The 19,651-nt window shown below is 42.0% G+C and carries 11 protein-coding genes, 1 pseudogene and 1 riboswitch; of the genes and pseudogenes, 8 read left to right on the top strand and 4 right to left on the bottom strand.

Going from position 1 to position 19,651, the window contains the following annotated elements:
• Nucleotides 1-63: 63 nt before the first annotated feature.
• Nucleotides 64-747, top strand: a complete 684-nt coding sequence (locus J2T20_RS05805; protein WP_307586474.1) for an ABC transporter ATP-binding protein — start codon at nt 64-66, stop codon at nt 745-747.
• Nucleotides 744-3,398, top strand: a complete 2,655-nt coding sequence (locus J2T20_RS05800) for an ABC transporter permease (RefSeq protein ID WP_307586472.1) — start codon at nt 744-746, stop codon at nt 3,396-3,398. Before J2T20_RS05805 ends, J2T20_RS05800 begins: the two co-directional genes overlap by 4 nt.
• Nucleotides 3,399-3,536: 138 nt before the next feature.
• Here the strand turns inward: J2T20_RS05800 and J2T20_RS05795 are convergent.
• Nucleotides 3,537-4,040: pseudogene (locus J2T20_RS05795) on the bottom strand (transposase); the annotation flags it as partial.
• A gap of 1,235 nt (nt 4,041-5,275) precedes the next feature.
• Here J2T20_RS05795 and J2T20_RS05790 point away from each other — a divergent pair.
• From J2T20_RS05790 to J2T20_RS05775, 4 genes are all read left to right on the top strand, one after another.
• Nucleotides 5,276-7,249, top strand: coding sequence for an ABC transporter ATP-binding protein/permease (locus tag J2T20_RS05790; protein ID WP_307586469.1), 1,974 nt, complete (start codon nt 5,276-5,278; stop codon nt 7,247-7,249).
• A gap of 165 nt (nt 7,250-7,414) precedes the next feature.
• Nucleotides 7,415-8,581, top strand: a complete 1,167-nt coding sequence (locus tag J2T20_RS05785) for a small-conductance mechanosensitive channel (protein ID WP_307586468.1) — start codon at nt 7,415-7,417, stop codon at nt 8,579-8,581.
• 13 nt (nt 8,582-8,594) lie between these two features.
• Nucleotides 8,595-14,018 carry a diguanylate cyclase gene (locus tag J2T20_RS05780; RefSeq protein ID WP_307586467.1) on the top strand — a complete coding sequence of 1,808 codons (5,424 nt, stop codon included), beginning with the start codon at nt 8,595-8,597 and terminating at the stop codon, nt 14,016-14,018.
• Between the two features lie 68 nt (nt 14,019-14,086).
• Nucleotides 14,087-14,173: riboswitch (cyclic di-GMP riboswitch) on the top strand.
• A gap of 104 nt (nt 14,174-14,277) precedes the next feature.
• Nucleotides 14,278-14,652, top strand: a complete 375-nt coding sequence (locus J2T20_RS05775; RefSeq protein WP_307586465.1) for a response regulator — start codon at nt 14,278-14,280, stop codon at nt 14,650-14,652.
• 23 nt (nt 14,653-14,675) lie between these two features.
• On the opposite strand, the gene J2T20_RS05770 is transcribed toward J2T20_RS05775, so the two are convergent.
• From J2T20_RS05770 to J2T20_RS05760, 3 genes are all read right to left on the bottom strand, one after another.
• Nucleotides 14,676-15,431 carry a PIG-L deacetylase family protein gene (locus J2T20_RS05770; RefSeq protein ID WP_307586464.1) on the bottom strand — a complete coding sequence of 252 codons (756 nt, stop codon included), beginning with the start codon at nt 15,429-15,431 and terminating at the stop codon, nt 14,676-14,678.
• A 2-nt stretch (nt 15,432-15,433) separates the two neighbouring features.
• Nucleotides 15,434-16,774, bottom strand: coding sequence for an MFS transporter (locus J2T20_RS05765; protein WP_307586463.1), 1,341 nt, complete (start codon nt 16,772-16,774; stop codon nt 15,434-15,436).
• Between the two features lie 112 nt (nt 16,775-16,886).
• A complete protein-coding gene (locus J2T20_RS05760) occupies nt 16,887-17,315 on the bottom strand; it encodes a PH domain-containing protein (RefSeq protein ID WP_307586461.1) in 429 nt (142 codons plus the stop codon).
• Nucleotides 17,316-17,792: 477 nt separating this feature from the next.
• Between J2T20_RS05760 and J2T20_RS05755 the strand changes: the two genes are divergently transcribed.
• Both J2T20_RS05755 and J2T20_RS05750 read left to right on the top strand, forming a co-directional pair.
• The gene (locus tag J2T20_RS05755; RefSeq protein WP_307586459.1) at nt 17,793-18,578 is read left to right on the top strand and encodes a CPBP family intramembrane glutamic endopeptidase; all 786 of its coding nucleotides are present in this window, start codon (nt 17,793-17,795) and stop codon (nt 18,576-18,578) included.
• A 195-nt stretch (nt 18,579-18,773) separates the two neighbouring features.
• Entirely contained in the window at nt 18,774-19,589 is an 816-nt protein-coding gene (locus J2T20_RS05750) for a GNAT family N-acetyltransferase (RefSeq protein ID WP_307586456.1), read from the top strand.
• Nucleotides 19,590-19,651: the final 62 nt, after the last annotated feature.

Raw genomic sequence — 19,651 nt, 5'->3', positions numbered from 1 at the left:
TGGTTTGTCACCGGAATGTCATTTTGGGCGAGTATAATGGCTGCATAAAGGAGGTTCGTACAGATGGAGATATTGCGCTGTGAACATTTAACCAAAACCTATGGATCTGGTGAGACGATAGTAACCGCACTTCACGAAGTGAATCTTTCGGTGCAAAGGGGGGAATTCGTAGCCATTATGGGCCCGTCAGGCTCAGGGAAATCTACACTTTTGCATATGCTGGGGGGCGTTGACCGACCCACACATGGAACAATATCCATTGAAAACCAGGATATATCTAAACTTAATGAAGAGCAGCTTGCTATATTTAGGAGGAGAAAGGTGGGTCTGATTTATCAGTTTTATAATCTGATTCCCACTCTAGATGTGAATAAGAATATTAGGCTCCCACTTCTGCTGGATGGCAGAGATCCGGACGAAGAACAGTTCAAAGAGATTATCCGTACACTGGGTCTTGAGAATCGGCTCAAGCATTTACCCAATCAGCTTTCAGGAGGACAACAGCAGCGGGTAGCTATTGCCCGTTCATTGATTTACCGACCTGCTATTATTCTGGCAGACGAGCCTACCGGAAATCTAGATAAAAAGAATACGGAGGAGACGATTGAGCTTCTTAAGCTCTCTAATCAGAAATTCAATCAGACCGTCCTGCTCATTACCCATAATGAGAAAATAGCGTTGGAAGCAGATCGCATTATTCAGATTGAGGATGGTAGTATAGCTTCTGACGAGGCGGTTCGGAAATGAAAATCATCCGTGAATATGTGCTCTCCCATCTGATAGAAAACCGGCGTAACAGTGTTTTTATATTCATAGCTATCCTAGTTGCATCTTCCTTAATCTGTGCTTTGGGCGTGTACAGCCATACTGATTGGCTCAATAAAATTGACATGACGATTGCCTCCAGAGGTAGCTGGCAGGGACGATTCGAGGAACCCATTCCACAGGAACGTTTGAAGTACATACAGAAGAATCCCCAAGTAAAAGAGGTATACTTACAGTCGCATGCTCAAACTCTGAAGCTATCAGATGCATCGCGCTCCTATATAAGTATCACCCCACTGAGTCCCAATTCGTGGGGAACAACCATCAACTTGAAATTGTTGCTAGAAGGGAGGCTCCCCGCGAAAAGCGGAGAAATTGTGGTCTCCAAACTATTCTTCTCCGAGAATCCCCAATATAAGATCGGTGATACACTAATTCTTCCTATGGGAGAGCGTGTACTTGAAGGGAACACGATAGCCGTGGACTCTCCCCGTTTAGAGGGAGAAACCTTTCTAGCTACTGGGGAACTAACGGTTACGATTACAGGTTCGCTGAATGTGAAAGGGGTCTCCTCTTACCCCTGTTATGACTCTTATGGATTCATGGATACGCAATCACCCTTACCAGAAGGGCAATACACGGTATCGGCTAGTTTGAAAAACATCCGTAAAGCCTACGAAGTGTTCCCTCTGCTGGCTGCCAATAGCGGAGTGAAGCTTAATGATGAAGGTCAATCTGTAATAACATACAACACCCCTCTCTTGGAATTGTATGGAGTTAGAGACCCTAATGGTTATGGTAGAAATACCGGCTTATCCGGCTATTTACTCTCAGCTTTTCTGTCGATGGGTCTGGTCATGCTTCTGTTCATTATTCTTATCTATAATGCCTTTACAGTTACATCTGAAAGCCAAATCAAACAACTTGGTATCCTCAAAAGCGTGGGAGCTACACCGAAGCAAATCCGATATTGTGTCTTAATGGAAGCTTTTATTCTTGCCAGTTTGGCGATTCCTCTGGGTATTACCCTTGGCTACACAAGTATGCTAATACTTATTAAATTTGTGATGTCCCTGTTAAAAGATAATATGGATATGCACCTTCAGGTTGTTTTCTCCTGGGAGATTATACTGATATCTATCCTTGCGAGCGTGTTCACTGTTCTATTATCCGCGTGGGGTCCCGCAATCAAGCTTGGAAAGCTACTGCCCATTGAGGCTGTCCGTAATTCACCGGGATCTATTAATCTTAAGAAGACTAGAGATCACCGATGGATACGTAGATGGTTCGGGTTTGAAGGAGAGCTTGCAATTAACGCCCTGCATGCTAATAAAAAGGCATACCGAACGACTATGATCTCCTTGACATTATGTATCACGCTGTTTCTAGGATTTCAGAGTTTTGCAGCGATCTGGATCATGGACCAAAAGCAGATGCTTGCCGGAAGAACATATACTCTGACGGTATCAGCGGACATCTTGAAAGATCCCGCTCCACTCATGCTGAAGGAACTTTCCGGTATTCCGGGTATCCAAAAACAGGTATTGTACCGTGATTCGTACCATAGCTTGTTATTGGATGAGGAGAGATTAAGTCCTGATTTTCGTGCAGTCGGAGGGTATAAGAACCACTACTTTGGGAGGTACAATCTGGAGCGGGAAGGAGTGCGCCCGCGTATATTTGTGGAATTGAAGGGCCTAGATGCCGCTTCCTTTGCAGAATATGCTAAGAAGGCGGGTGCTGATCCCGCGCAGTTTAAGATTCCGGCCGAGCATAAAGGAATTGTCGTTAATTACACTAGTGGTAATATTAATACAATTATAGACAAGCTCCAAGCTCCCCTAACTGAATATCTCGATATTGCTGTAGGAGATTCGCTTGCTGTTGAAGAAAGAGCCCAGATTGATATTCATAATTTAAAAGGTTATACGCTAAAGGTAGGAGCACTTACCCAACAATATCCTGAACTGGATCAATATTATTATCCCTTTGGTCTTATTGTTATGGTGCCTATGGAAACTTACGAGAATATAGTGCTGAACCTCAATCCAGAACGGGGGCTGGATTATCAGAGAATTACCTATAAGATGTATATTCCGCGTGAAAATCTAGCCGAAGCTCAAGATCAGGCCAATACGATACTAAGCCAATATCTTCCGAAGGAGGATTGGAATACACGATCCTTGATTGATCAAGAATCGTATTATAACAAACTGATGCGATCCGTTGCGATACTTATTATCGGTTTCTCAATATTCCTCGGAATCGTCGGAATCACCGGAGCCTTCACCGCTGTGTCCGGAAATCTTATGGCACGAAGAAGACAATTTGCAGTGCTCCGCAGTTCCGGGCTGTCTCCTAAAGGAATGAACAGGATGCTGTTGCTTGAAGGTGTATTTTTTGGATGTATCCCTTTGCTGCTGTCAATACCTTTGCTCATAGGTGGATGCAGCATCATGCTGAGGAACGCGAGCAGTGTGACATGGGAGACCTTTATATCAAATGCGCCATGGGGTTACGTCGTTCTCTTCCTCCCTTTTATCGTTAGCTGCGTAGGTTTGGCTTACTGGATAACGGGTACCAAAATAAAGAGAGAAAGTATTATTGATGCGATAAGGGATGAGGAAATATAGAGGATGAAGAAGTAAACACCAGGGACCTGTAGAGTCTAATTAGCAAGGGGCTGTCTCAAAAAGTAGATATTTTTGATGAATAAGATAGCTTTTCGTAGTTCAAAGCCTTAAAAGCTAAAAGACGAGCCAGACTCCGGGTTATTGGACACTGGCTCGTTTTCGTTTTCGGTCCGTAGTGGCCTGCTTTAGCAGGTTATGGGCAAGTGAAAGCCATCCGACTTCGAGCGTCACTTTTGGCAACCCTCGAAGCAGGAAACGCCGGAATCCCCGGTTGTTCTTCAGTTGTCCAAACACACGTTCCGGTTCAATCATTCTTCGAACCGCCAGGCCATATCCTTCCTCACTTCGCAATAGTTCCCTTGCCTAATTTCGGTAACGTAGGGCTTCCATACTGACCGTGACTTCTCGGTTCCCTGTAACTTTTGTACAGCTAGATTTTAATGGACAGTCTTCGCAACTTGCGCTTCGATAATGACGTTTACGAATTTCGTATCCACTTTCCGTTCTTTCTTTGCTCTCGTAGCGAAAATGAAGAGTTCGTCCAGCCTTACAGGTCCACGTATCTTGCTCCTCGTCGTAATTCCAGTTTTCAATCTTTCCGTCCTGGCTTTTCCAGGCTTTACTTTTCTCTTTGTGATAGCTGTCGCGGCCACCTCCCGGATACGCTGCGGCAAAGAAAGCGTCGTCTAGCCGGTTGACGGCGGTATTGACGACACGAACGAGGTGATGGCTCGGGATTTCTTCTTCTAAATCCATTGGCAGGTAAAGTTGGGCCATGGTATATTGAATGTACAAAGAAATCGCTCCTTTGAAATGGTTGCTGGTACTTCCATTTTACCAAAGGGCGATTTCTTTTTGTGATTTCAATGAAGATTTTGGGCTCAACACTAAAATCAGTTCTTGACAGGTGACGAGAAAGACAGAAATCCGTTACGCCCAATAGAGGAATTTTCTCCCTCTATTTCTGCTCCCGCTACCCCGTTTGGGCAATTAGAGGGAATTTCACCCGCTAATTTTGAGGATATACCTCTTTGGGACGGAATGGGTAAGATTATAGGGATATTTTCCCTTTAATCTCATATTCATGGCGTTTCGGTCGGTATTAGCAGGCATTTTCCCCTCTAATTCACCGAAGGACTGGTCCGCAACCCGGATTCGCTACCTGTAAGACGTAGTTGCCCCAAACCCGGTGAAACATCAGGCGAAGTTAAATCGAAATCGTTCCCGGCACAGTGACGTAAACAGAAAATCAAGCACTGATTTCGAGAAAGAGCCAGATTTTGAGTATGATTTTTCCGCTGAAACCAGCGGAGAGGACGGAATGATTGCGGAAAAGCGGTAGCGGTCGCCTTTGTGTCCGGATTTTCACCGCTAAGGGGAATTAAAAAAATCTGGACACAACAGCGTTGGAGCAACGGTCCGTTCGTGGAGCGTCCACACCAAGTGCACAAGTCAATCCAACTCAAAAACAGCGGGGCCGTCCCAAGTAGCCTTTTCATGGCTTATGGGACAGCCCCTTTATTCTAAAATTATATAAGTTGAACTAAAGAAAATAACAAAAAGCGAGAAGGAACGAAAGGGGAATTTGGAACTGTAGGAGCGATAGCGACCGCCTGAAAGCTTTCCGCAGGAAGCTCGTTTCGAAAGATAAGCTGTATCCGGATTTCAACCGCTAAAGCGGGTTAAATCAAAGAAAGTCTTACTACAACAGCGGCCGGAAGTCCAAATCTTCACGGTAGTGACACCTGAGCCTTAAGTTAATATCTTAAGTTCATCTTAGATAATATAAGTCCAGTACATATTCAGTTCACAAAGAAGTGTTAGAATTTAGTGGAAGGTAGAGATAGAGATGAATAATAGGATATGGAGGAATAAAAATGTCATTATTAGAAATCAAACACTTGAATAAATCTTACTTGCTGGCCGGTAAAGAGAGGGTGCCTGTACTTAAGGATGTAAATGTAAAATTTGAAAGTGGTGAATTTGTATCGATCTTGGGCGAATCCGGATCAGGCAAGTCTACACTTATGAATATAATCGGAGGAATGGACTCTGATTACGAAGGTGACGTTCTCATTCAGGGGAAGACCCTGCGCACGATGAAGGAAGTCGAAATTGATGCTTACCGTAAAGATAAGATTGGCTTTATTTTTCAGAGCTTTAACTTAATTCCTCATTTGTCCGTCCTTGAAAATGTAATGATTGCTATGCAAATGACAGACCATAGTACTCAAGAACGTACTCAGCGTGCTAAGGAAATTCTTACGGAAATCGGCTTAAAGGATCACTTGGCTAAACGTCCAAATCAGCTGTCCGGGGGTCAAAAGCAGCGTGTAGCGATTGCCCGGGCGCTTTCCAATGATCCGGATATTATACTTGCAGATGAGCCTACAGGTTCGCTCGATCAGGAAACCAGTGAGCAAATACTGGAGCTGTTGGATTCCATTGCGAAAAAAGGTGTCCTCATCATTACAGTAACCCATTCACAGCGTGTAGCAAGCTTTGGGAGTCGAATTGTTTCCGTAGAGGATGGGTGCATTAAGGAAGATCAGTTTTTGAAAGAACGCTATTTGTCCGTTAAAGAGACGGAAGAGAAAAAAGGAAAGAACCTTAGCTTCACAGCCTCCTTCAAACTGGCCATCAAAAATATGATTTTGAATTCAAAGCGGAATACTCTCGTTGCTGTCGGCGGGGCTATCGGAATTTTAAGTGTTATTCTAATGCTCTCTCTTGGAAATGGGATAACAGGTTATATGAATGACCAGATTAATTCGAGTTTGAACCCCCTTTTAGTTGATGTGGTAAAGCCTGCAAAGTCAGCAGAAACAGTAGGAGAGCAGCAAAATGGCGGTCCCATGCAGCAACTATCAAATGAGCCCTTCACGGAGCAGGATATCATAACCGTAAGTGGTATTAAAAATGTGGACCGAGTCGAAAAAGTTATAACGATCAGTGGCAAAAACAATATGGTGTTCAATGATACGAATAAAGTACTCTCTTCAGTTGGGACAATCACAGATTCAATCAAAGCTGAAGATATAGAAAAAGGTGCATTGCCTTTGGAGAACGAAATCCTCCTAACGGCAAGTTTTGCAAAAGGTCTTAGCAGTGAAGAGACCTATCAATCCCTGGTAGGTAAAAAGGTCCACTTGTATATGAACGAAATGAATGATCAGAACCGGCCGGTTACTGTTGAAGCGGATTGGGTGGTCTCAGGGATATATAAGCAGGAAGATAGAGGTCCAATGAGTGGAGCTAACGCCTACACTTCGTTCACAACGCTTGAGAATGCCTACAGCGAACAAGGTTTAACCCTTCAGCCCACTCAACTTAATGCTTATGCGGAAAATATTAATGATGTAGCGGGAATTAAAGAAGTGATCAAAACGGATGGATTCCAAAGTTCTCCTCTAGCTAGTATTATGGAGAGAGTTACAACGTATTTGAAAATGGCATCATGGGTGCTGTCTGCCATAGCTGGTATATCATTACTAGTCTCAGGCATCATGATTTTGGTAGTCTTGAATATTAGTGTTGTGGAAAGAACGAGAGAGATTGGTATTTTGCGGGCGATCGGCGCGCGTAAGAAGGATATTCGCCGTATCTTCTTCTCAGAATCCGCATTATTGGGGTTGTTTAGCGGATTGATTGCCGTAATAGCAGCTTGGATCATTAGCCTCGGACTGAATAGTGTTCTATCTAATGTCTTTGGTGTAGAATTAGTCAGACTGTCTGCTACTTACTTGATATTCGGCCTTTGTGTCAGTACATTAATCAGTGTTGTCGCGGGTCTATTGCCTTCATCCAAAGCGGCTAAGCTCGACCCTATGGAATCTTTACGCTACGAATAACGTGTATTTTAATAAACCTGTGCCCATGGCATGGGTTTTTTCTTTATTAATAAACATAATAGAGCGAGTAGCAGGAATAATCTGGACACTTATCGAATGATACATAATAAATAAACAACAAATTTCGACTTTTTAATACAAAGTGATTGGATGGTAAATTTCATAATGAAAAATTGGAATAATAAGTTTTTTCTAATCATTACTTTTGGTTTGATTTTCATTCTGCCACTGATAGGAAGTTTAACTAAATGGGAAGGCTTTCCGGCAGGCTACGGCGATTTTCCCGCTCAAAAGGTAGGTGCGGACCCGGGCTTTAATGTTATTTACTTTTCATTAGCTGTCCTTGTAGCTTTGTTTATTACCTTATTTTTGGTGTTTCCTGGGCTCTTTGGTTTTAAAAAAATGCCGGTGGAACGAAGACAATCAGATGCGAAAACGGGTTTTCCTGTTTGGTTCTGGTGGAGCTTACCCGTACTTGCTCTAAGCTGGTTCTTCATGTGGGCGCGGATTAAACTATTCATATCTATCGAATACTACACGTTTGTTCCATTATGGTGGTCGTTCATACTTATCCTGGACGGGATCGTTTATAAACGCAATAATGGGTTGTCTATTATTTCCAAGAGGCCTCATGTCATGCAGTTGCTGGCCGTTGTTTCCTGCTTCAGCTGGTTTGCTTTTGAATATCTGAACTTCTTTGTCTTGGAGAATTGGTATTATCCCAATAATCAAGTGTTTTCAAATTTCGGAAATGTTTTTTGGTTTTCACTGTCCTATACGACTGTTTTGCCTGCAATCGTTGAATGGTATATGCTCCTTAAGACCATCCGTTTGTTCAGAGATCGATACCGATTCGGCCCCCAATTTAAGGTGTCCAAAATCTTTCTTATAATCTACTATGTGCTTGGATTGATATTGGCTTTCGGGATGGGCTACTATCCTTATTTGTTGTTCTGGGTGTTATGGGTTGCCCTTGTCCCCATGTTATCTGCTGCCATGGCACTTACCGGCTACTGGACTCCCTTTACTCCAATTAAGAACGGGGATTGGTCTAAGGTGATCCTGATCGGACTGGCAACTTTATTCAACGGATTCTTTTGGGAATTCTGGAATTTTGGTAGCGAGTGGTTTCATGATTCCATGCCCACCAACCCGAATTACTGGAAGTATTCTGTTCCTTTTCTTGATAAAATACATATTTTCTCCGAGATGCCTATCCTGGGCTATTTCGGGTATTTATTCTTCGGGCTGAACTGTTGGATTATCTGGCTTATTGCTGCGTATATTTTTAACTTTGATGCCGATTTTGAAGTGACGGAAGATAACAGCTAAAGGTGGAATAGGTATGTTTGCAATGGATAACTATCAAATACTGGAGACCCTTTCCGATAATTATAGAAAAGCCGTTTACAGATGCAGAGATGCGGCAACCGAAGATACCTTTATCTTAAAAGTGTTGAAAACGGAGTTTACCGGACATGAAGAAGTGATGCGATTTAAGCAGGAGTACAGGCTGTTAAAGGAGTTAAGCGAACGAACGCCCGGAGTAACCAAGCCGCTTAAGCTGGAGGAACAAAACGGATACTACATCATGAAACTGGAAGATATTCGCGGACGGTCCTTGAAAAGGATCCTAGAGAAAGAGAAATTGGATCTTGATACTCTGTTAAAGCTGACCATCAAGATCGTAGATATTATTGGGGCCATTCATGAACAAAACATCATTCATAAGGACATCAAACCTTCAAATATTATTTGGAATCAAGAAAAAGATGTGGTGCAGGTCATTGATTTTGATCTGGCAGTGAAACTGTCAAAGGAAAAGAAGGAGTTCCAGAACAGCGGTGTGCTCGAAGGAAGTCTGCTGTATATCTCTCCTGAACAGACTGGCAGAATGAATCGGGATATTGATTATCGAACGGATTATTATTCTCTGGGCGTGTGTGTGTATGAGATGGTGACCGGGATCAAGCCGCATGAATCAGTAGAAATGCTGGATCAAATTTATTCAATTATTGCTAAAGAAACCTTGTCCCCTTATACAATAACTGAAGGGAAGGTTTCCAAGGCTTTGTCCGATATTATCATGAAGCTTTTGGAGAAATCATCCGAGGATCGGTATCGAAGCGCTTATGGACTAAAAGCGGATTTGAAAAAATGCTTAGAAGAAACTGAGTATTTTGAGATAGCCAAAGAGGATCGGCTGAATATCTTCCAGATTCCGCAAAAGATATACGGCAGAGAAGAAGATATAGCACGTTTGGTTGACGCTTTCCGGAGAAGTGTCAGGGGCAATCCGCAAATGATGCTCGTATCAGGAGATGCAGGAGTGGGCAAGACCGCACTGGTACATGAACTTCATAAATACATAAGCCAAGAAAAGGGGCTTTTTGCTGAAGGGAAGTTTGACCAGTACAACAGAAATACCCCATACAGTGCAATGATCCAGGCATTCCGGAGATTAATTAGCCAACTGCAGAGCAGTCCGAATGTGGACTACAAAGAAACTATGGAGAACTCTTTGCTCAAAGCTCTAGACGGAAACGGCGCTCTGATGACCGGACTTATACCGGAGTTAGAGTCTTGGATAGGTGTTCAACCTGAGATCGATCGTTTGAATCCAGAGGAGGAAACCAATCGGTTCTTCATGACCTTTGCCAAATTTATTGAAGGTATTACTAACAATGACAGACCCCTCGTATTGTTTCTGGATGATGTTCAGTGGGCGGATTTATCAAGCCTACAGCTAGTTGAGAAATTGATTTTGAATACCCGTTTACGTAAATTTTTCGTTATATGTTCCTATAGGCACAATGATATTTCTCAAGGACATCTTATTTTCTCTTCTATTGTTAAAATAGAAAAAAGCAGAGAAGTTGGGCGAATTGTTCTCGATTCCCTGTCTGTAGAAGCTGTAGAAAGCTTAATCGCTGACACGCTTTGCACCGATTCAGGCAGTGTTAAAGAGCTTACTGATGTTATCTACAAGAGAACCAAGGGGAACACTTTTTTTGTAAATGAAATCTTGAAGGATTTATATAAAAAAGGATATCTCTATTTTGATGACTTGAAGGGTGCATGGAACTGGGATCTTAATCAAATTTTGAATCTGCCTTTCAATGACAATGTCGTTGATTTCTTAATCATGAATCTGAAGAACTTGCCCGAGGATGTACGCCGGATGTTGATGTTAAGCGCCTCTATAGGAAGTTTGTTCGATTTTAACATGCTGACTTTAATTGGTGAAGTGGATAGAGTGGAAATTGCCCGCGCTCTAATGAAAGCTGTTGATGAGGATATCATCCTGCCTGTGAATTCAAATTATTCGATATTTTCTGATTATCTGGAGGAGGAAGAAGATGTCGTCCAGCAGATTCATATACAGTTCAGATTTCAGCACGACCGAATTCAGCAGGCGTTCTACCAAATGCTTGATGTTGAAACAAGTCATCGGCTGCACCTGACCATAGGAAGACTGCTGCTTAAACATCTGCCTCCTGAAGAAATTGAAGAGAAGATCATGGATATAGCAACACATTTGAATAAAGGAGTCGAATATATCCACGAAGGGGAAGAAATCGACCAAGTTATCCATTTGACCCTGAAGGCCGCTAGAAAAGCCAAAGCTGCTTTTGGTTACGATTCTGCGTTTACACTATTAGAGGCCGCTAGAAGCCTATTAACGGAGGACTCTTGGCTCGATAATGAGCAGCAAACCTCGGAGATATACCAATTATTTACTGAATGTGGATACCTCACCCATCGGCTTGAAGCTGCTAACGAAGCTTGCTTGATTCTCCTTAGACATACCCGGGACAACTTTGCCATAGCCCAAATCTACGAGATGCAGGCCAATCATTATACGTATCTGGGGATGATGAAGGAATCCATAGCCTCCGGCAAGTTAGGACTCCAAGCAATGGGCATTAAAATTCCTGAAAAAATCGGAATGGCATCGGTATTAAAGGAATTCTTGAAAGTGAAAGCCAGTCTCAGAGGAAGAACAATTGAAGAAATTTACGAAAAACCGGAAATGAATGATTCGAGAATTAAGCTCATTATGAGACTGTTGATCAACTTTATTCCACCGAGCTTTATCTCTGGAGAAACCGCACTTTTTGGCTTTGTCGTATTGAAGAAAGTAAGTATGACGCTGAAGTACGGGAATTCACCTGAATCTGCCCTTGCTTTTATTGGATACTCCATTTTATTGTCCGGATTTGGCGATCATAAGGGGGCTTTTGATTACGGCAGACTGGGTATAAGGATCAACGATAAATTTAATGATCTGCAATGGAAAGGGGCGGCACATGTTTTATACACGCTTTTCTGCCATACATGGACCGAACCTTGGGAGACTCTGGAGGATTGGTATACAACCTCGATTGAATCCAGTTTACGATCAGGGGATATGCTGTATCTTGCACACGCCTGCTTTTATCTGAATCTTTGGAATCCAAGCATGGATATTCCTACAAATCTGCTGGAGAACAGCAAATCCATCGCCATGATTGAGAATACGAAGTATAAGGAAGCCCTAGCGACTGCTAAGCTGTTCAGACAGCAGCTTCTTAGCCTTGCGGGTGAATTAGACAACAACCTTTCTCTAAATGACGGGACCTTCAGCGAAAAGGCCTATGTTAAGCAGCTTGAAGAAGCGAAGTATTATTCAGGGATTGCTATCTATTATATTTATAAAATGAAGCTGCATTTCACCTATGAAAGCTACAAAGGTTCGTTGGAGTATATAGACAAGGCGTATCAGATTATAGATACACTTGCAGGGTCTGCTTTCATGGAAGAGTTCGCTTTGTACACGTTCTTGAATTTAGCTTACTGTTATCAGGACTTAAATACCTTTGAAAAAGTTAAGGCAAAAGCAAGAATGCGAAAAGAATACAGCAGGGTAAAAAAATGGGCGAAGCATTCCCCAACAAATTTCCGGCAGCATGAATATCTAATGAAGGCGGAATGGGCCAGAATTTCCGGAAAGGATGAGTTGGCCGGTAAATACTACGACCTGGCAATCGAAGTCAGTGAAAAAGGGGATTTCGTGAGGTATAAGGCGCTGACGAATGAACTGGCCGCCAAATTTTATTACAGCAGAGAGTATAGAGAGTTTGCAGCGTACCTGCTAAGACAAGCTCTATATTACTATACCGTCTGGGGTGCCAAGGGGAAGACCAAGCATTTGAGCGAACAGCATCCGAATACGATGTCCAAAATCAACACCAAGGATTTCTTGCATGGAAAGACGATCACTGATTTCACTGAAAGTATTGATTTGAATTCTATGATTATGGCTTCGCAGGCGATTTCCAAGGAAATTGATCTGAACAAACTGCTGGAAGCACTAATGGACATTGTGATTAAAAATGCTGGAGCCCAAAGAGGCTGCATTGTGATGAGATCCAACTCCAACCTGCTTGTAGAGGGGGAATATAGCCCAGAACATAACAAGATAAACGTTGTGGTCCACGACTATTCGCTATATCGGAATTTACCGGAGTCCATTCTGAATGATGTGGAGGAGAAGAGGGAAAGTCTGATCTACAACGATGCTTTTTCGGAAACACAGTTTGTCAATGATCCGTATATTGTTAAGCATCGACCTAAGTCAATGGTGTGCATGCCGTTGATTAATCAAAACAAGACGATAGCGATCATTTATCTGGAAAATAATCTGGTATCAGGTGTATTTACAAAGGAACGGATGAAAGTGATCAATCTGTTATCTAGGGAAATGGTGTTTTCACTTGAGAATGCCAGTTTATACTCCGATCTGGAGCGGTCCGAAGAGAAATATCGGGAGCTTGTCAACAACTTGCAGGACGGTATATTTATTACTCAGGACAAAAAATGCAAATATGTAAATGCGGCCTTAGCCGATATGCTGGGTTATGAGATGGAAGAAATGATTGACCAGCCCTTCGAGAAGTTCATAAGTGAGCGGGAAAGGGAAAAAGTGATGCACTTTTACTCGAGAAGGTTTGATGGGAAAAATGCTCCCCAAGAATATGAAACAAGTCTCAGGCATAAGGACAGTACCCGTGAGGTATATGTGATTCACAAAGTAACGATAATCAACTATATGGACAAGCCAGCCGTTCAAGGGACGGTTAAGGATATAACTGAGCGTAAGAAGGCGGAAGAAGAGCTTAGACGACATAAAGAGCATCTGGAAGAACTGGTGGTGGAGCGGACCCAAGAGCTGGAGCTGAACAATGATGAGCTAAATAAATATATTCAATTAATTGAGAAAATCTCTATAACGGATGAATTAACAGGTCTGTACAACAGAAGATATTTCAATAAAATCTTTCAAGAGGAAGTAGATAAAGCCGCCAGAAGTAAAGATTATTTAACCTATATCATGCTCGATATCGACTATTTCAAAAAATATAATGATACGTATGGGCATTATGAAGGCGATAATATCCTGCGCAAGCTTGGGGAGAACATTAAAGAGTTCGCCGGAAGGGCTAAAGGTTACGTATTTAGATTGGGAGGGGAAGAATTCGGTATCATTGTCACCGGTTTTACTCCCCAGCAGTCTGGGCAATTTGCCGAGGGGATTAGAAGGAGTATCGAGGATTTACGATTAGAGCACGCGATGAGCTCCAAATACGGTATCATAACCGTTTCTATAGGTGTAGCGGTTGTCAGATTGGAGGATCTCCGAGAAGAGGATATCTACAAGCTCGGAGACGATGCCCTATATCAATCCAAGGCTAGTGGAAGAAATTGTGTTACGCTGTTGAATAAATGACACTCTTGTATAATTTTACTTGAAAGAAATACTATAAATAGATATTATATAATTAGGTCTTTTTAACTATATATCACGGGCAAACCTATTGAAAGGTAGGGACGCAAAGCCATGGGTCTAAGGTTCCTAGGAACTACGAAAGCCAGGTTGCAGGTTGAGAATTTTTTTTGATTTGATCTTTTATGGTCATTGAACCCTTCAACTGCTGAAGGGTTTTTTATTTTTAACAGGATTTTTTTAAGATTGGGAGGATATTGAGATGAAAAAGGTTCTGATTGTTGATGATTCAGCTTTTGTACGAATGAGTCTACAAGTATTATTAAGAAAAAATGGTTTTCAGGTAGTTGGTGAAGCAGAGGATGGAAACATGGCTATTAAAAAATATGTCGAATGTCAGCCGGATATTGTAACGATGGATATCACCATGCCGGAATGCTCAGGTATAGATGCCCTTAGAAAAATAATGAAATTTGACCCAAACGCAAAAGTGGTTATGATTTCAAGTATGGGTCAAGAGAAAATGGTTCGGGAAGCCATGATAGCAGGTGCAAAATCTTTTTTATTAAAACCGTATAATGAAGAACGTGTAGTTAAGACACTTCAACAAATTGCTGAAATGGTTGTTTTTGTTTAGCTATTGACACTGATTCAATTCTCTTAGATATGAACTGCATCTACGAAGCAATGTAAATGGACGGGAGCGAGTACCTTAAGTCCTTCACCGAGTTCAAAATCCTTCCCTTGAGCAAGCTGCCTGCCTTTCTCTTTGAAATAGACTCGATATAAGGCTAGGATATCGTCGTTAAATTGACTGCGGTGCAGCTCTATAGCTTTGAATTTCTTTTCAAAGACATCTGTCGTGTCTATTACTAGATTTGGGCTGGCTGTGAAATAAAAACCGATAGCCGATACTTGCCAAGGGTGGGTATGGGTGCCTTTAGGATAACGGGCAAGACCTGACGAGAGGAAGGCATGAGCTACCGCTTTTCCCGTAATAATATGATCATAATGTGCTTCATAAGTCAGCCAAGGGTCCGGGCAGAATACGGCTTCCGGTTTCACCGTTCGAATGATCTCCGCAATTTCTCCAGCTAATCGAGGAATATTCTCTAACGTACCGTCCCCGTAATGTAAAGAATGAAAGACCGAGGCTCCAAGGAAACGCCCGGCTTCCTCCAGTTCTTTAGAGCGGATCTCGGCGACTTCCTCATGGGATAAACGCTCATCCATGGTGCCTAGATCACCATTGGTCACCGTCAAGTAATGAATTTCGCAGCCTTTGTCAGCATAAGTAGAAATAATTCCACCCATTCCGATTTCGTTATCATCCGGGTGAGGCTGTACGCACAATATTCTTTTACAGTTATGAATGTCAGGAGGTACCATCAGGGTATTCAAGCTAGATAAGTCCATTTCTATACACTCCTTCTATGAGTCTCTAGTTCAATCAACATCTGATTTCTCTTACTATTGCTTAAGGTATAAAAAAGTATTGGAATGATAGCAATCACAAAACACAATGCCGGCAAAACAAACATCACAAAGCTTAAGCCGTGTTGAAGACTGGCGGTAGCAGGCTGGTTCTCAATATAGTTCAACAATCCCAGGCTCGCACCAATGATCAACTTCGAAACAGCCCCGCTAAATTTAGTGACAAAGGTATGCGTTGAGAATACAATTCCCTCGCCGCGGAAGCCCAGCTTCCATTCGGAATAATCAATAGTGTCTAATAGCATGGAGGTACTTACAATCGTGATCACACCTGAAAAAAAGAAGCTTACGGCGAACAACACAAGTGTGAACGTTATATTACCGTCTCCTTTAATGTAAGGAGTCAAACAGGATAGGCTGCCTAATATACAGGATATAATAAATACTTTCTTATGCGAAAATACACGGAGTAGCTTTGGTGTCACGATCATCCCCAGCAGCATTCCTGCAACCAGACTCATCCCCAGCTGACTAACATAGCTCGAGTCGCCCCAAACATAAACCACATAATATAATTGAATGCTCTGTCTTACTCCGATAATCAAATTGATGATCAAAAGGGCTGACAACAAAGTTAACAAAGGTTTATTTTTGTATATAGTTTGCAGATTTCTACGGAAGGGAATTTGTTCAGCAGGAGGGGCTACCCTCTCTTTGGTGTAGAAGCCTGCCAGGAATATGGAGATGGCTGCGAATACGGCTATAATCATTGCCGAGTACAAATAGGCATTTGTATCTCGTTCTCCACCGAAGGCTAACAGCAATTGAATCCCCCCGACAGTTATGGCGACCGCACCTATCATTCCTCCGATTTTTCCCAAGGTTACGATGAGCGTTCGTTCATTGGGATCTTTAGAGATTACAGAAGACAGTGCCCAAAGCGGCGTATCACAGACGGTGTAAAGCATCCCCCAAAGTAAATAAGAGACAGTGGCAAAAACAAGCGTCGTCGTGGATGAACCGCCAATATCCCAAAAACATAGTACGGTAGCAGCAGCAATTAAGCCAGGGGCAAACAGCAGATAAGGTCTGAATTTTCCCCATCTCGTTCGGGTTTTATCTGTGATCATGCCCATTAGAGGATCCAGACAGGCATCAAATATACTTGCGACTACTAATATAGCGCTTGCCGTGGTTGCTGGTATCCGTAATAAATCCGTGTAAAAAAACAAGATATACGTGGACATAAAGCTATATAAAATATTCTGGCCCAGCAAGCCACCCGAGAAAAATAACTTCTCTCTTATTGAAATGGTTGTCCCCAATGTTCTTGCCTCTTTTCTGTTTTCTTAACATAACGATTAACATAATGATGTCCCCCACCAACACACTGGCAGAGGACATATTCGTACTCTAAATATGATGTAAAGATATAGATTAGGAATTCAGACGTTTACAATTCTCGCTGGCAATACTGACCAATGCTGTATATAAGGGCTGTACATTGAATTTCTTGCCGAACTCGAACTTATACAAGGATGTCTGCAGATTGTTGGACTTGTGATAAGGTGAGGTAATGTAATGAAGCGTAACTTCGCAATCCTCGAAGCCCGTACCGCCCGTTTCCATAGTAACCTCATAGATGGAATTAAGATGTATGGAGGCAACGCGGGTCTTTTTCCCTGTTACTCCCTGATGATCAATTAGAATCAAACGGTCATCCGTAATAATAAAAGCATCGCGGACCAGCTTGAACCCCATCCGAATCTCTTCTTGGGGCGTAAGATAAACCCCGTATTGACTTTTTAACTCAGGAATACTTACTTCAGAATAGTTACCCAACAATCCGCCGAACAAGTTAACCATTATTTTGCCTCCTGTTTTGAAAAATCTATTGTTGTTCAATTGATACTTGTACATTGTTGATATTCTTCGTAGAATGACAATATCCTGCTTAATTCTTCCATAAATCCAAAAATGTGCAGGCTGATGATGAAATTAAACAGAACCAGCGGAGGGATAACATGGATAAGGAAAAAGAGATGAAATCTAACTGGTTTCCTCGGAGGCTTATGGTTACATGTACACTCATTTCCGGGGTAGCAACGATTGCAGCCCTAATCAACTCCATATCCTCAGGAGAATATGAATTGTTAATTCTTTGTCTATCTTGCACTCTACTTTGTTTGCGAAGCTTAATTAATAAAAGCCGCTCTAAATGACGGGAAAAATCTCAATTCTCTTTATCTAATCTTATGGTATAGTTAAAACCGGAGTGACATTTATTCCATTATTATCCTTAGCTATTTTCACTACAGATTTGATCTTAAAGGAGAGAGAACAATGAGAAAAAAAGAAGCCAAAGGACATCCGATTCTATTTTCAATCATGCTGGGGGTAGTGCTGACTTTAATGATTTCAGTAGCATCTGCCGCAGCGACAATCATGGAGTTGGAAGATACGGGGATGATGGCTGCTCAGGCTTGTGCATTCTTCGTTATGGCAGTAATTGTTTCATTGTACATGAGAAAAAAGGACCCTTCCTTTGGGAGTTTTGGCTTTAAAAAGCTCGATATCCGTAAAGAAAGTGTAACGCTCTACTATATTCCCTTGCTTGTGATCGCTGCCGTTCAACCAATGATGGGCGGTTTCAACTTGGAGCTTACAACTGCTCAAATAATCCTTATTGTTGTTTTCTCATTACTTGTCGGTTATACAGAGGAATCCATTTTTAGAGGGATCATTAGAGAGAAACTGCAGTCCAAAGGACCTGTTTTTTATATCGTTTTTTCTTCTATATTTTTCGGTATTTTACATATGGCCAATGCGCTTAACGGCAGTGATCCCATACATATCGTTCTACAAGTCATAAATGCATTTCTTATCGGGCTCATTCTTGCTCTACTCATAGAGACGACACCCAACATTCTACCCTTGATCGTTTTTCATTTCATGTTTGATGCTCTCGCTCAAATGACGAACACTAATATCGAAGACAAAGAGATACTGGTAGTATCCATATTAAATATTTTCTATTTGCTGTACGGAGGCTACCTGATCTATGTATTGCTGCATAGGAAAAAGATGAAAACCTCAGTAGACACAAGCTTGATTAATGATCTTAGATAAAAAGGAGAATACATCATAGATCTGCCAGAGATATTGTAGATAGCAGCCTCTTGCGGCTGCTTTTTTCTCATGTGAATGCCTACCGATTTCAGCCGAAAAAGGGAATGTTCGCCTATACATAAAGTGCTATAATTAAGTATTAAACCCATAATTAAAGAGAGATGCTCATACTAATGGCAATCGGAAAGGACAGGTATGATAACACTTGAGACTAAAGATTACCACAAAGCAATTTTGCCTTTAAGTCATGTGAATATCAACACGTTATTTGCCGAAGCGGTGATCCTACAGCGTATTTCAGGTACGATTTTTGTGGATTGTGAGAAAGACCCAAGTACGTTTTATGTCGTACATCCCTACGGAATGTCACTGTTATTCGGGGACACTGACAATGAATATTTTCATCACGCACTCCTAGAATACATAACCAATAGCAAGCAGATCAGGAACAAGCCGGAATGGCTGCAGATTGCACCAGAGGGAGCTTGGATAAGCAAAATTGAGTCTATGGTGAATACCCATAATTGCGCTAATCATCAGAACCCGATTATTAAACAACGAAGAGTTAATTTCATTTTTAATAAGGAGACCTATCATCAATCGAAAGAACATTATCATAGTCAAGGCACATACATAATGCAGACAACGAAAGAACAGTTTCTATCCCTTACCGGCAGTGTGAGTCCGAGGTATTTCTGGAGGAATGCTGACCAGTTCTTAGCGGAGGGTATAGCCTATAGCTTGCTGGATAACGAAGAAGTTGCATCAACGGCATTTTCCGCATTTCGAAATGGGCATCAGTTGGAGATTGGCATTGAAACCTCTGAGGCGTACCGCGGGAAGGGATATGCATATTCCGTTTGTTCCGCACTGATAGATTATTGTCTGAAGAATGAATTAGAGCCTGTCTGGGCATGCCGGGTTGAGAATGAAGGTTCTTATAAATTGGCTTTGCGACTGGGTTTTACACCAACAACAAACATACCCTATTACGGGCTGGCTTACTTTTGAATCCTACCCCTTTAATGTTGTACATGAATTGTCGGATGGTTCACCCTGGTTTTTGATACGCT

Source organism: Paenibacillus wynnii, assembly GCF_030812855.1.
GTDB lineage: Bacteria > Bacillota > Bacilli > Paenibacillales > Paenibacillaceae > Paenibacillus_AQ > Paenibacillus_AQ wynnii_A.
This window is presented reverse-complemented; position numbering and strand designations above follow the sequence as displayed.